Below are 13,128 nucleotides of genomic sequence, written 5' to 3' on the forward strand. Positions count from 1 at the left end.
TTTTGTCAAAGGTGTTAGAAAAGGTGCCTAACGACCGCGTTTGAGAAGCAAATGACCGCCGATTCAACAGGCAACAAGCAGGGGCCATTCGCGTAGTGGAGTGCAAGTCCCGACCGCGTTCGCAGTCGGGTGCTTGATCAGAAGTTATGCGACAGGCTCACACGTACAGCGGTGCCGGAAACATCCCGGATCTGCAGGCCCGCGTCAGGTTCGTTCACTTCGCCAAGCGTACCATATGTGACATCAACCAGAATTCGGGTCTGACCAATCGAGTGAACGGCACCCAGCGTGATACCTTTGCCGCCGCCTTCGTAGTCAAAGCCAACAAAACCGCCTTCAGGTTCCGAGCGGGACAGAATGCCGTAGAAGTACCATTTCGGGTTCAGCAAATAGCCGACGCCAATTTGGTAGTCGACCGAGTTTTCCGCAAATTCCGCAAGCGGACCGCCAAGAACCGGAGATTCTACGGCGACATCATCCCAGTTCCTCCAGCGGATCGATCCAAAGGCACCCCAAGGGCCCTTGATCGCACTTTGCACGTTCAGCGCGACTGTCTGAGGGGTGCTCAATTGCGTCGTCACGTCAGATGGCGAAAGGGGTTGCAGCTGTTCGACACCATCCAGATCGTGATCGATTTCCGAGTAGTATGTCAGGTCGGCGCGAAACGCGATCTCCGGGATCTCATACGCGGCACCCACAAGGAAACCGGGGTTGAAGTCACCCTCGGAATCCAGCGAGTAGCTGAGAGAGGGATTGATCAGCGCACCGCTGAAATCGTTAATCTTTTCGAACCGAACCCCGGCAAAGGCACTGAAGTTTTCATTGAACTTGTACCGCGCCATCAAGGCGACTTCAGTGCCGCGATACCGGACGTTGGTGCCAGCTGACGGAGCGCCGGTACCGGTTGGGTACAGTAGCTTATAGTTGACCGAGTTGAAGCCGTGGATTGCGACTGCCCATTTGTCGCCTACATCCTGTTTGTAAGCCAGGGACAGGCCGCTAATGCTGGGGGTGACGTTACCTGTTGGCTGTCCAAACTCAGTGCCTTCGGTTTTTGAATCGGCCCATCCTCCGGTGATTTCGACATAACGGCCCTGCTCAAAAAGGAACCGGTTTACCGATGGAAACCCCTCGATTCCGCCGGCAAATGCTGGGCTTGAAATCAAGCCCGCGCCCAATGCCAATGTTGCAATTTTATTCATTCTTCCCTCCCTTTCCTCGGCTTTGTGTCTTTGATTGTGCCGAGGGAACCTGATGTGACCGTGGCGCTAGGGCGCGGCGGCATGTTGAAAGCGCCGTGGTTTGCGCATGGTCGTGCAACCATCGAATGACGTGTCTTCAAATGATTGCGCTTCCGGCCTGTGAAACTGTTTGTGGTGCAGCAGGGAGGCGCGCAGCGTGAGGCCGTCGCAATTAGGTGCGATGGCGGAACGTTGTTTTCCGTTGAATGCAATGCCTCGACCCTGATGTGGGCCGCTTTGCAGCAGGCAATACCAATTGGTTCGGCAAACAAGCCGATTGCGCGATTTTTCATAGTCCCTGTCGTTTATTGCAGCCCAGTCTTAGGCCGGGTTTTGATCTGATTATTGCGGTGCGAGTATCCCCGGGCTGACACCTCCTCGTTGTTTAGATGTTTTGATTGGCACGCTCCTCTTGGGTCTGCGCCGCGTTACGGAACAACTGTTCTGCGCGAACCCTACCAACGACCCGAACGTATTCTGGATAGGTCACGGATTTGCTCCTGTTGCTTGCCTGTTGGTTATTTGTTTGTCGATTATGACAGTTATTTGTTGCACATAGCTGACAACTTTTCAATACGTTTGTATTGTACGTCAGAATTGTAATAGTATTTCGCGCCAAACGTTGTATTTTCAGGGCTTTGATCCAGTTCCCACAAACACCAGGGTTCCGCTCACACTTTTGCGGGATTTGCGCTAGGAAAGGCAGATGACGCGAAATTTGACAGAGAATCGGGCCAAGCAGCGCGACAGGAACCGAGAACAGAAGCGACGCGATCTTGCCGAGAACGCGATTGCGACAATTGCGCGTGCTGGATATGCCAATACCACTTTGCGGGATATCGCGGCCTCTACCGGCGTATCGCTGGGCAAAATACAGTATTATTTTCCCGAAAAAGAGGGATTGTTGTTGTATTGCGTAGATCTGTCGGTCGACCGGTTCACGTCACAGCTGAACGAAATTCTTGATGCAGAACTCAGCCCGCGCGAGGCGCGCAGCGCCTATATCGATCTGTTTGCCCATTCGATCATCAACTATGCGCATCTGCACAGGCTTTGGTATGATATCCGCAATCAGGCTATGTTCGATGGTTTGCTCAGGCCGCGAGTAGCTGACGTCGAGGCCCGGTATATCGCAATTTGTGACGAGCTTGGAAAGAAGTTTGCGATCAATGATGTGCGTGGTGTGGACATCTATGTGATGCTGGACGGCGCCTACCGGTATTACATTCAGCAAAGCATTGCCGGGATGCCACTCACCGCCGAGGACATCGCGCGGCACTTAAAACGCATTATAGGCTACCTGACGGGTGAAAAGTAAGTTGCGGACCAATATTCCGCCATCTCGCAATTCGCTTGCCGAGGTGTGTATTTCGTTCTGTTTCCGCTCGGGTTACAGACAAGGTTTCCCGCCGATTATCTGGGGCTGACGGAGCTCTTGCATGCAATATAATGTCATTAGTGAAAATAAAACTAACGAAGCCGCATTGGCTTTGAAAAATGCTGCATCAACCGTGTTTTCAGTGCTTACCGCTACTTCAGTTTGGCCCGATGACGTGGCCTAGGTATTAGGCTTTCTTTCTGCGTCAAGTTGATAGAGCGCGAATGATCAGGCGCTCCTGTTTCAACGGGCTGACTTAGTTGTTTTCAGGATCGCTATCGGATCTAGGGTCCTTATACCGGTTCAGGTCCAGCACGCCTGCCTGAATAGGGTCGCTTGCCAGAAACATATTCATCACCTGATCGCTGGTTGCCCAAAACCCCGGGCTTGTCCTGCGCAGCCCATAAGTGGTTACGAAATCGAGCCATTCGGTCTGCGACCGCACTGATTTGAGGTCGGTAACAAAAGACGCCAGCTGGGCTTCCTGAACTCGAAAGTAGAAGTTCGTATAGCTTCCGATCACCCCCGGCAGGATGGTCAGCACGTCGGCTCGCGGATTCCTGCGATCTTTTTCTTCAAACAAGAACGCCACATTGTAATGGGCCTTATCGTGGAGCAGCGAATAGAGAGACGTGGAACCATCTTCGTTGTCCACCAAAAGCAGGGAAACATCTGACAGATACCTGACCCAATCGCCTGTATGATCCGCGAGTGCCCGCAAGTTATCCACAACTTCTGAACTCCCATTCGAACAGTCGTCGCTTTTGCATCTGTTGATCGTGTCCTCGACAGCCCAAAGACCGTTGCCGCGAATTAGAAGTTCCAGGAGGAACTCTTGCTTAGGCGTGTCCGTTTTAAAATCTATGCCAGTCGGAAAACTGTCATCGACACGACGCCGGTGCCAAAAGGTGTGTAGCTCGGCCAGTGCCCCCTGGTACCAGGTTTTGTGTATCCTTTGCCTGTCACCGCGCGGCATGAAGTTCAGGAAATTATCCTCACTCTCCATCCGCAGTTCGTCCATGTATAACCGGGTTGAAAGCTGGTGTTCGAGGCGACCGAAAACATCAAAACCGGCGACCAAGTCGTAATAGATACGTTCGAACACCGGATAATCGATAACCCATGCGGTTTCGGGGATGCCGCCGTGGAACCCGGTCATAGCAGAGGCATTGTCGAAATGCCGAAACACGGTAATCAGCGCCTGGGGATTGGTGCCCTCGCCATCCCAGATTGCGTCATATCCAAACCCGTTTTTGTGCGCCGCGCTATTGCGATATCGGGCATCCCTAAACTCAAGGTATTTGATCTGGTTTTCGTGCGACATTCCGTGAAGGTCCCCCAAGAACCCTATATCTGCAGTACTCACCGGCAATTCCAGAAAGGCCGCCCCGTCCGCCAAAAAGCTGGGGTCTGTGACGGACAGATCGGCATCCGGATCAAGGAAACTGACCCAGAACCGATCTTCAATCACGTCAACAGCGGTTTCGCCGTGACAGACCGGTCCGCGGATGAAGCTGCGTACATAAAACAATGCGTCGTCCAAAAGAAACTGATAACGGCTGCGGGCCGGTATGTTGGCAAAGGTGCTGAAGGGGTTGCCGCCTTCGTCTTCTCCGTACGCAGGCAAGTCGGTGACGGACCAGGCCGGATCAAGGAATAGCTGCTGGTATCGCGCCAGACGATCCATACCAAAACTATAGACCAGATGATCTTTGTGCACGATCGTTTCGTCGAATGCCTGCAGGCGATAGTAGAACGGCCTTGGGCCGGGACTATCGAAGGGACGGCGTGTCGCGATGATCTCAATCTTTGATCCTGGTGGGCTGGCGGACCGCACCAGCTGAAAAAACTGTCTTGGATTGTCGGATGGAAAATGGAGACGCGCCAGAAACAGATGTTCGTATACATATCTGCTCATCAATTGATGGCGCAGGTCGGGCACGTTCAGAAAGGCCTCCCAATTTGTGATCTGATCCTGAATGTCCTGAGGGATTTGTGGTGTGGCCGATGGCAAGGGCGCACCATTTTTAAGCCATGACATGAGGGTTTGGTATTCTTGCTCACTCAGTGGGGCTGTGGCGTAGGGCATTCCCGCCCTTGGGTTTGCCGTGCTGAAGGCGTCGAATTCCTGCGTTGTAGGGCAGGTCAAGGGGCGATCAATCGACAAACCAAGTTGGGTTGGGACAGGTGCGTTAGCCGTCAAACGGGCTTGCCTGCCGAGGTTAAGAGAGAGCTCTAACACCGACCCGCCCGTGCCGGTCACCTCGGATGACGGAAGAACGGGAAAAAAACCAAGATCCCACCACCCGGGAATTGTGTGCGCGTCGATGCCAAGCCGTGTTGGTTGCGCATCTTTTAGTCGTTCGGAGTGGTAGACCGCCTCTTTACTGGCGCCACGCAAAAGGCCGGCAGGGGATGTCAGCTTGAGTTGGCAGGGTGCGTCGTAGCAGCTGTGGCACACCACGCAGCGGTGGTTCAGGATATCCTGCACGTTAGCCCAGTCCGCATTTTCCAGCTTGTCGTCAATGGTCGCGCCGGGTGCTTCTGCGTTTGACTGGGCCAAACCCTGATCAGCAAGCAAAAATGCAATCGAAGCCGCTAAAACACGGGTGAAAAAACACCAATCTTGTAATGTTCGCAGCATAGATGCCCCCGTCTGAATGGTTTGTTTTCATTGACCATCACGCCAAGCCCAAAGGCTTTAACAGGGTTATACTACTGAATTGATATCGTTTGTCGCGTTTCCTGAACTTTTACGTTGAGGCATCGTTGGGCGTGTTTGCCGCAATTTCACATGCGGCAAAGTAAATTTATTAGGAGCTTAGTTCGCCAATAATGTCAGACCGTTGCACCCTTGATGCGTATGGCCGATCCCACGCTACCAGCGCAAAGGCCAATGCCAATTGCGACCAACAGCTCAAATGTATCGACCGTGGCAAATGAACCATGAGCGAATACGAAGGTTGCCAACACCCCGACAATGCCCCCCATCAATGCGCCCAGCCAAACGCGGCGAGTCATCATTCCCAGGGCCAGCCCAAGGATACCCGGCAGACTGATGACGTTGGCCCCGATTGTTCCCAGAATTTCCAGCATGTCGTGTCCCTTTTCAGTCTGCCCGAGTACTCAGGAATGACTTGATGTCATCGCCGTCAGCTGCGGCCTGTTGTTGCAACGAACCCTGCGCTTTGCTGGCCAGAGTTTCGGTCACTTCCTGATACCGCTCCTGATAGCCGGGTGGCAGGCTATGGGCGATGCCCTGGTGGCAATCGATACAGGTCATGCTTTCATCAATGGCGCGTTGGTGCTCAGAGGCAGCGCGCGTTTCCTGCAACGTGAAATCCATATAGTCGAAGTTGTGGCAATTCCGGCATTCGCGACTGTCGGAGGCCTTCATCTTCTTCCAGACGGCGGTCGCCATGCTCAGACGATGCTCTTCGTATTTCTCGGGCGTACTGATCGTGCCTGCCAGCTCGTGATAGACGTCCTTGACCGCCATGATCTTGGCTTTGATCTTGTGGTTCCATTCATGCGGCACATGGCAATCGGAACAGATGGCCCGCACACCGGAGTGGTTGTTGTAGTGGATCGTCTCACGATACTCGCCCAGATTAGTCTCCATCGTATGGCATGAGGTACAGAACTCCTCGGTATTCGTCAGCTCAAGCGTCCAGTGGAAGCCGCCCCAGAACAGGATCCCAGCCAGAAAACCCGCAAGGATCAGAAAGCCCGAGCTAAAGGCAACCGCCGGGGTCCAGATCCAGTTCCAGATGCGGCCAATCCACCCGCGTTTTTCAGGAGAGTCTGCCATGTTGGTGCTCCTTTCATTCTTGCGTTGGATTAATTGCCCGAGGACGGTTGAAAGACGTTGTCAACCAATGGCGGCGCGTCTGCTTGCGGTACGTGGCATTGGTTGCAGAAATAACGTGTGCCTGCGATGTGATCCAACTCGTTGCCGTCGCGATCCAGATAGTGTGTCATCGACAATGTCGGGGCGTTGCGTTCGCCGGCTTTGGTCCAGTCGTGGCAGGACAAGCACTGATTTGTGCGCGTGTCGATCTGGTATTGCTCGACCGAGTGCGGGATCAGCGGCGGTTGTTGGCGATAGTTGCGCTGCATGCGCCCTTCGACGTTCTTGTGGATCTGTTCCAGAGGGATCAGTTCATCCACATCGGCACCCCGCAGGGATTCTACCTGAGCTGATTGCGCAAGGGCGAATCCGCCCAAGAGTAAAACGGGGATAAGGGCTATAAGGCCTGTTCGGGTTGGCTTGTTCATCTTGGCACTCCCTCAGATAGGTCTGGCTGCGCGCGGATCGGGCGCGGGAACTGGATCAGTAGGTGCGGCGACCTTGTCGTCGAACCGGTGAGTAAATTTGAAGACGTCGACGGCGCACACGTCGATGCAACGACCGCAGGTGGTGCAGTCAGGGGAAAGGATCAGTGGTGTGGAACCCGACTTACCCTTCAGCGCAGGAGATATGACCTGATTTTCTGGGCAAACGGCATAGCAATCCATGCAATCATCGCAGGCTGCGCGATTTGAGGCGCTGACCCGCAGCAAACCTTTGGCACCAATCAGGCCGTAAAATGCGCCAACCGGACAGATGTGACCGCACCAGCCGTGGCGCGAAACGAACAGGTCGAACACGAAGATGGCAATGATCATGGCCCACACGAACCCCGCGCCAAAAATCAGCCCGCGATGCAGCATGGTGATCGGGTTGACCAGCTCCCATGCGATCATGCCTGTAGCGCCCGAGACGATTAGGACGGTAGCCAATATCCAAAGGCGGGTGCTGCGCTTGGGCTGCCAGCCTTTCGGCAGGTCCAAACGTCTGTGCAACCAGTTGGCTGCGTCGGTGACTGGGTTGATCGGACAAACCCATGAACAATAGACGCGCCCACCAATCAGAGCGTAAGCGGCGAGAACGATCACTCCGCCGATCAGGGCCGTCAATTCCGGCCAATGCCCGGCGATCGCGCTTTGCAGTAAGATAAATGGGTCGGTCAGCGGTAGCACGCCCAGCGTCAAAGAACCCGCGAGCGTGCCTTGCACGATCCAGATGCCGAACCACGGTCCCAGAAGAAACACAGCCAGAAAGAGCAACTGGCTTGCGCGGCGCAGCAGCAGGTATTTGTGGGCGCGCACCCAACCTTTTTCTTCGATGGCCTCCATTCCGGCCGGCATATGTGTGCGTGCACTCATTGTCCGACCCCCGGCAAATCGTATGCTGGTGCGAACCCGCCCGGTGCGGCAAGGTTGTCGGTGCCCGGTCCGGGCAGTCGGTCCGGCAGATCGATGAGGCCTTCAACAAGGGGACCGCCTTTGGCCTCTTTCTCTTCCCAGCCTTTGCGGTAGTGATCGGCACTGCTGCCGCGGGCCAAGCGCGCAGGCAGGACCTTGATCGCAGCCTCGGGCAGAACACAGCTTTTCTCGCACATGCCGCAGCCTGTGCAGTGGTCCGCATGAACTGTCGGGATGAACAGTGCGTGGTGGCCTGAACGTTCGTTATGGGCCGTTTCCAGCGTGATTGCCTCATCAATCACGGGGCAGACGCGATAGCAGACATCGCAGCGCAGGCCAAGGAAGTTCAGGCAGTTCTCCTGATCGACAAGGACGGCAACGCCCATCTTGGCATCATCAATATTGTCGAGGGCTGGATCCAATGCACCGGTGGGGCAGGCGGCCACGCAAGGGATGTCGTCACACATTTCACAAGGCACATCCCGCGCTGTGAAATAGGGAGTCCCGGTAGCAACCGCATCCACGCCCAATTCTGCCAGTTTCAATGTGTCGTAAGGGCAATCCCGCACGCAAAGCCCGCAGCGAATGCATGCAGACAGAAACGCCTCTTCTGGTAGCGAGCCGGGGGGGCGCAACGCTTCGGCCGGTAACGCGCGGGCATCGCGGGCGAGCCAGGCCAACATTGACCCGGCGACCACGCAGCCACCCGACGCACGCGCCGCATCCTGCAGGAAGCGACGCCGTTGCGGCGAAAGAGGTTTACCTTCAAAGGGCATGGGGACGGTCTTTGCCTCGCTTGTCCGTTACGCGCGCTCGACCTTACAGGCGCATTTTTTGTAGTCGGTCTCTTTCGACAGCGGGCAGGTTGCGTCCAGCGTCAGCTTGTTGGTCAGCTGATGCTCGTCGAACCATGGCATAAAGACCAATCCGCGTGGCACCTTATTGCGGCCGCGCGTTTCAACCCGGCTGGTTACTTCGCCCCTGCGGGTGGAGAGTACGATCTCTTGCCCACGGCGCAGACCGCGATCCTTGGCGTCCTCCGGGTGCATGTAGACAACGGCTGACGGAAACGCGCGATGCAGTTCGGGCACGCGGCGGGTCATCGAACCCGAATGCCAGTGTTCCAGCACACGACCGGTGGATAGCCACAGATCGAATTCCTCATCCGGTACCTCGGCGGCGGGCTCATAGGGGGCAAAGATGATTTTGGCCTTGCCGTCCTCGTAGCCGTAGAACTTAACGTCTGCGCCTTCCGGCACATACGGATCATACCCTTCGCGGAAGCGATAGAGTGTTTCCTTGCCGTCAACGACAGGCCAGCGCATGCCACGGGCCTCGTGATACATCTCGAACGGAGCGAGATCGTGCGCGTGGCCGCGTCCGAAATCGGCATATTCTTCGAACAGACCTTTCTGAACGTAGAATCCGAAATGCTCGGCGTCGTCGTTGTGGAACCCTTCCGCCGTTTCCGACAGCGGGAACTGGTCGACCTTGCCGTTGGCATAAAGCACGTCATACATGGTCTTGCCGCGATGCTCGGGCATCTTGGCCAGCAGCTCTTCGCCCCAGACCTCTTCGATGGTAAAACGTTTCGCGAATTCCATCAGCTGCCACAGGTCCGACTTGGCCTCACCCGGTGCCTGCACCTGCTGACGCCAGAATTGCGTACGGCGTTCGGCGTTGCCATAGGCGCCTTCTTTCTCAACCCACATCGCCGTGGGAAGGATCAAATCGGCCGAAACTGCGGTGACAGTTGGGTAAGGATCCGAGACTGTGATGAAGTTTTCCGGGTTACGGTAACCAGGATAGCCTTCTTCGTTGATGTTGGGCGCGGCTTGCATGTTGTTGTTGCACTGGACCCAATAGGCATTCAGTTCGCCGTCCTTCAGTTTGCGGTGCTGCAACACGGCGTGGAAGCCGGGCTTGGGCGGGATAGTGCCCTCGGGGATGTTCCATGCGGTTTCACAGATTTCACGGTGCTTATCATTCGTAACAACCATGTCCGCCGGCAGACGGTGGGCAAAGGTCCCCACTTCACGCGCCGTGCCACAGGCCGACGGTTGACCCGTCAGCGAGAAGGGAGAGTTGCCGGGTTCGGAAATCTTGCCCACCAGCAAGTGCACGTTATACATCAGCGAATTCACCCAGGACCCGCGGGTGTGCTGGTTGAAGCCCATGGTCCACAAGCTCATCACTTTACGATTCGGGTCGGCATATTGCTGGGCCAATTTCTCCAGCTTGTCTGCGGGAACACCCGAAAGTTCAGAAGTGTATTCCAACGTGTAGGGTGCGACGGCTTCGGCGTATTCTTCGAAGCTGATCGGTTCCATTTTGCCCGAGTTCGGATTTTCGGCTTCTTGCTGCAGCGCGTTGCTGTCGCGCAAGCCATAGCCGATATCGGTGGCGGTTTTGGTGATGTTAACGTGTTTCTTCACGAAGTCTTCGTTTACCGCGCCATTTTGAATGATGTAGTTGGCGATGTAGTTCAGGATCGCCAAATCGGTTTGCGGTTCAAAAACAATGCCGTTGTCCGCCAGTTCGAACGAGCGGTGTTCGAAAGTGGACAGCACATGCACCTCACATCCCGGCTTGGTCAGGCGCGTGTCTGTCAGGCGCGACCACAGGATCGGGTGCATCTCAGCCATGTTCGAGCCCCACAGCACGAAGGTGTCCGCGTGCTCAAAGTCGTCATAACACCCCATCGGCTCATCAATGCCGAAGGTGCGCATAAAGCCCACAACGGCTGATGCCATGCAGTGCCGCGCATTGGGGTCGATGTTGTTTGACCGGAACCCGGCTTTCATAAGTTTGGAGGCCGCATAGCCTTCCCAAACCGTCCATTGACCGGAACCAAACATACCGACACTGGTCGGGCCTTTCTTGGCCAGCGCCTCTTTCCATTTTGCGGCCATGACATCGAACGCTTCGTCCCAGCTGACCGGCTCGAACTCACCGTTTTTGTCGTATTCGCCGTTGGTCTTGCGCAGCAAAGGCGTGGTCAGTCGATCCTTGCCGTACATAATCTTGGACAGGAAATAGCCTTTGATACAGTTCAGCCCCCGGTTCACAGGTGCGTCGGGGTCGCCTTGCGTCGCAACGACACGACCTTCTTTGGTGCCAACCAGAACAGAGCAGCCTGTACCACAGAACCGGCAAGCCGCCTTGTCCCACCGGATGTCTGGCGCTCCGGCCTGGGCATTGGCTTGACCGGCCGCCAGCGGAATACCAGCGGCTGACGCCGTTGCTGCGGCCGCAGAGGCCTTGAGAAAAGTCCGACGGGATTCAGAATGTGTCATTGCGTGGGCCTCCGGCTGGTGGTTGGGCTTGGGGCATCGGGCTGCGGATGGGCGTCCGCGAGATCCTCGAAATGGTGATAAGTCAGGGTTAAAGAGATGACGCCTGGGATCTGGTGCAGATCCATGATGGTTTCGGATGCAAGACGGGTTGGAGTGTCTTCGACGACGACAACAAATCGGCCATCTTCCGTTTCAGCGTGAATTTCGACACCCGGCGTGCCCTTCATCACGCGCGCTGCTGCGCTCGTGTGATCAGGTGCGACATGGGCGAGACAACCGCAGATGTTCATTGAGTAGTTTCCATTTGTGGTTGAGGTTGGCGTTTCAGCGCAATGGCATCTGCGGGACATAAACTTGGGCAAATCCCGCAGCCGTTGCATGTATCAAGGTCAAGCACCGGCTCTGCGCGGCCGCCGGTCATCAGTTTGAAACGGATCGCGCTTTGTTCGCAATTGTCCTGACAGATGCGGCAACTGACGCCGTTCATAGATAGGCAGGTGTCAGTTTTAAGCGCTGCGCGCCATGGCCAGTCTGGCAAACGGTCAATCATTAACGCTTCGGTTGGGCAAATCCGGGCGCAGTCGCTGCAGAAGGTGCAGGGAGTGTCAGTGGGCTGGAACCGGGGGTATCCATCTGTCCCGATGACGATTGCATCTTCGGGGCAAGTATCTGCGCAATCACCACATTTGCTGCATGTTTCAACAAAGCACAGCTCAACCGAGCCCGGAGGTCTGGCGATATTGCCGTCCTCTGGTCTAATCCTGGCGCTTAGAAACGCGCGTCGGCTGGTCATTTGTTGCATTGCATGCGACCTGGCTACACTCGATTCCTGTAATCGAGTGTATCGCATACCGTGATCTGTGGGGGCCTTTTTTGATTTAGGTCATTTGGCCTGTTAAATATTAGTCATTTAGGAAACTTTAATTTTTTTGCCGAAGCGACCCTTTGAGATCATCTGCGAGGGCGCGCGGTTCGGATTAGTAGAAGAAAAACAAAAACCGATCCCAGCGATGTCGTGACAATCCCAACAGGCAGCTCTTGCGGGGCAAGCAACAGACGGCTCAGGATATCCGAGCCTGTAAGCAAAGCTGCTCCGACAATGGCGGCGGTAGGCACGAGCTGGCTGTGCAAAGGCCCCGCGATACCGCGTGCGATGTGGGGAACCATCAAGCCGACAAAACCGATCACACCCGCGACGGACACAAATACAGCGGTTGCAAGAGCTGCGACGAAGAACATTCGGAACCGTAAGCCTTGAACGGGCACACCCAGGGTGGCGGCCGTCAAATCACCAGTCAGCAGTGCATCAAGCCAGCGGCTACGGTACATTGCATAGGCGAGGATCAATGCTAAACCTGCGCAGACCAGCGGGAATGTCTCCCACCGGGCAAGACCCAAACCCCCAAGCATCCAGAAGATAACAGAATGCGCCGCACGGCTGTCGCCCGCGAAAATCAGATAATTTGTAATAGCGGAAAACAAAAACGAAACCGCAAGCCCCGCGAGGATCAGTTTTTCGGGCGCGCTTGTGCGCAGCCCATGAACCAAAGCCAGTACAATGCCTGATGCGACAAGCCCTCCGAAAAACGCGGCCAGTGGCAGGGTCCAAAAGCCCAGCACATCTCCGGTTACGGTAATGACAAAGACAGCCCCCGCTGCAGCGCCAGAGGACAGGCCGAACAGAAACGGGTCCGCCAGATCGTTGCGTGTGGTGGTTTGCAGGACAACGCCGACGATGCCCAGCCCGGCACCGATCACGGCGGCAAACAGTGCGCGTGGTAAGCGCAAGTCAAACACGATGCGGTGGAGCGGAGACATTTCTCCTTCCACCATTCCCGTGCCCAACAAGACACCGGCCAGTGCGTCAGAGGCCGGAATGGATGTGGTCCCGTAGACCGTCGAGGTCAGCAAAAGGGCGGCCAATACAGCCGCCCCCAGCAAGAGTGTAAGGCCAAGTCGGCCCATA

12 protein-coding genes are annotated in these 13,128 nt (G+C 55.7%); 1 reads left to right on the forward strand and 11 read right to left on the reverse strand.

The window, feature by feature from the left end; all coding sequences use genetic code 11:
* Positions 1-137: 137 nt before the first annotated feature.
* Positions 138-1,202, reverse strand: a complete 1,065-nt coding sequence (locus AC2FLJ_RS13290; RefSeq protein WP_496706206.1) for a hypothetical protein — start codon at positions 1,200-1,202, stop codon at positions 138-140.
* Positions 1,203-1,947: 745 nt separating this feature from the next.
* Between AC2FLJ_RS13290 and AC2FLJ_RS13295 the strand changes: the two genes are divergently transcribed.
* Entirely contained in the window at positions 1,948-2,559 is a 612-nt protein-coding gene (locus tag AC2FLJ_RS13295) for a TetR/AcrR family transcriptional regulator (RefSeq protein WP_496706207.1), read from the forward strand.
* A gap of 316 nt (positions 2,560-2,875) precedes the next feature.
* Here the strand turns inward: AC2FLJ_RS13295 and AC2FLJ_RS13300 are convergent, their stop codons facing one another.
* From AC2FLJ_RS13300 to AC2FLJ_RS13345, 10 genes are all read right to left on the reverse strand, one after another.
* Complete coding sequence (locus AC2FLJ_RS13300) at positions 2,876-5,263, reverse strand: fatty acid cis/trans isomerase (RefSeq protein ID WP_496706209.1); 2,388 nt, start codon at positions 5,261-5,263, stop codon at positions 2,876-2,878.
* A gap of 194 nt (positions 5,264-5,457) precedes the next feature.
* Positions 5,458-5,715 carry a hypothetical protein gene (locus AC2FLJ_RS13305; protein ID WP_496697990.1) on the reverse strand — a complete coding sequence of 86 codons (258 nt, stop codon included), beginning with the start codon at positions 5,713-5,715 and terminating at the stop codon, positions 5,458-5,460.
* Between the two features lie 13 nt (positions 5,716-5,728).
* Positions 5,729-6,430: a NapC/NirT family cytochrome c gene (locus AC2FLJ_RS13310; protein WP_496697988.1), complete on the reverse strand. Its 702-nt coding sequence runs from the start codon at positions 6,428-6,430 to the stop codon at positions 5,729-5,731.
* Positions 6,431-6,459: 29 nt separating this feature from the next.
* Entirely contained in the window at positions 6,460-6,897 is a 438-nt protein-coding gene (locus AC2FLJ_RS13315; RefSeq protein WP_282119339.1) for a nitrate reductase cytochrome c-type subunit, read from the reverse strand.
* A 12-nt stretch (positions 6,898-6,909) separates the two neighbouring features.
* Complete coding sequence (gene napH, locus AC2FLJ_RS13320; protein ID WP_109311112.1) at positions 6,910-7,827, reverse strand: quinol dehydrogenase ferredoxin subunit NapH; 918 nt, start codon at positions 7,825-7,827, stop codon at positions 6,910-6,912.
* Complete coding sequence (napG, locus tag AC2FLJ_RS13325; protein WP_496706212.1) at positions 7,824-8,642, reverse strand: ferredoxin-type protein NapG; 819 nt, start codon at positions 8,640-8,642, stop codon at positions 7,824-7,826. Before napG ends, napH begins: the two co-directional genes overlap by 4 nt.
* Before the next feature lie 27 nt (positions 8,643-8,669).
* Positions 8,670-11,162, reverse strand: coding sequence for a nitrate reductase catalytic subunit NapA (gene napA / locus AC2FLJ_RS13330; protein ID WP_496706214.1), 2,493 nt, complete (start codon positions 11,160-11,162; stop codon positions 8,670-8,672).
* Positions 11,159-11,452: a chaperone NapD gene (locus tag AC2FLJ_RS13335; RefSeq protein WP_058276663.1), complete on the reverse strand. Its 294-nt coding sequence runs from the start codon at positions 11,450-11,452 to the stop codon at positions 11,159-11,161. The genes napA and AC2FLJ_RS13335 overlap by 4 nt, the downstream gene beginning before the upstream one ends.
* Entirely contained in the window at positions 11,449-12,012 is a 564-nt protein-coding gene (locus AC2FLJ_RS13340; protein ID WP_496706216.1) for a ferredoxin-type protein NapF, read from the reverse strand. The genes AC2FLJ_RS13335 and AC2FLJ_RS13340 overlap by 4 nt, the downstream gene beginning before the upstream one ends.
* A gap of 101 nt (positions 12,013-12,113) precedes the next feature.
* Positions 12,114-13,127: a FecCD family ABC transporter permease gene (locus tag AC2FLJ_RS13345; RefSeq protein WP_282119344.1), complete on the reverse strand. Its 1,014-nt coding sequence runs from the start codon at positions 13,125-13,127 to the stop codon at positions 12,114-12,116.
* Between the last annotated feature and the right edge of the window lies 1 nt (position 13,128).

It is taken from the genome of Ruegeria sp. CDSA034, assembly GCF_059612275.1.

Excerpts from the sequence above, each read along its gene's own strand:
- AC2FLJ_RS13290 (WP_496706206.1), bottom strand. The coding sequence starts at position 1,202 with ATGAATAAAATTGCAACATTGGCATTGGGCGCGGGCTTGATTTCAAGC.
- AC2FLJ_RS13295 (WP_496706207.1), top strand. The coding sequence starts at position 1,948 with ATGACGCGAAATTTGACAGAGAATCGGGCCAAGCAGCGCGACAGGAAC.
- AC2FLJ_RS13300 (WP_496706209.1), bottom strand. The coding sequence starts at position 5,263 with ATGCTGCGAACATTACAAGATTGGTGTTTTTTCACCCGTGTTTTAGCG.
- AC2FLJ_RS13305 (WP_496697990.1), bottom strand. The coding sequence starts at position 5,715 with ATGCTGGAAATTCTGGGAACAATCGGGGCCAACGTCATCAGTCTGCCG.
- AC2FLJ_RS13310 (WP_496697988.1), bottom strand. The coding sequence starts at position 6,430 with ATGGCAGACTCTCCTGAAAAACGCGGGTGGATTGGCCGCATCTGGAAC.
- AC2FLJ_RS13315 (WP_282119339.1), bottom strand. The coding sequence starts at position 6,897 with ATGAACAAGCCAACCCGAACAGGCCTTATAGCCCTTATCCCCGTTTTA.
- napH (WP_109311112.1), bottom strand. The coding sequence starts at position 7,827 with ATGAGTGCACGCACACATATGCCGGCCGGAATGGAGGCCATCGAAGAA.
- napG (WP_496706212.1), bottom strand. The coding sequence starts at position 8,642 with ATGCCCTTTGAAGGTAAACCTCTTTCGCCGCAACGGCGTCGCTTCCTG.
- napA (WP_496706214.1), bottom strand. The coding sequence starts at position 11,162 with ATGACACATTCTGAATCCCGTCGGACTTTTCTCAAGGCCTCTGCGGCC.
- AC2FLJ_RS13335 (WP_058276663.1), bottom strand. The coding sequence starts at position 11,452 with ATGAACATCTGCGGTTGTCTCGCCCATGTCGCACCTGATCACACGAGC.
- AC2FLJ_RS13340 (WP_496706216.1), bottom strand. The coding sequence starts at position 12,012 with ATGCGATACACTCGATTACAGGAATCGAGTGTAGCCAGGTCGCATGCA.
- AC2FLJ_RS13345 (WP_282119344.1), bottom strand. The coding sequence starts at position 13,127 with ATGGGCCGACTTGGCCTTACACTCTTGCTGGGGGCGGCTGTATTGGCC.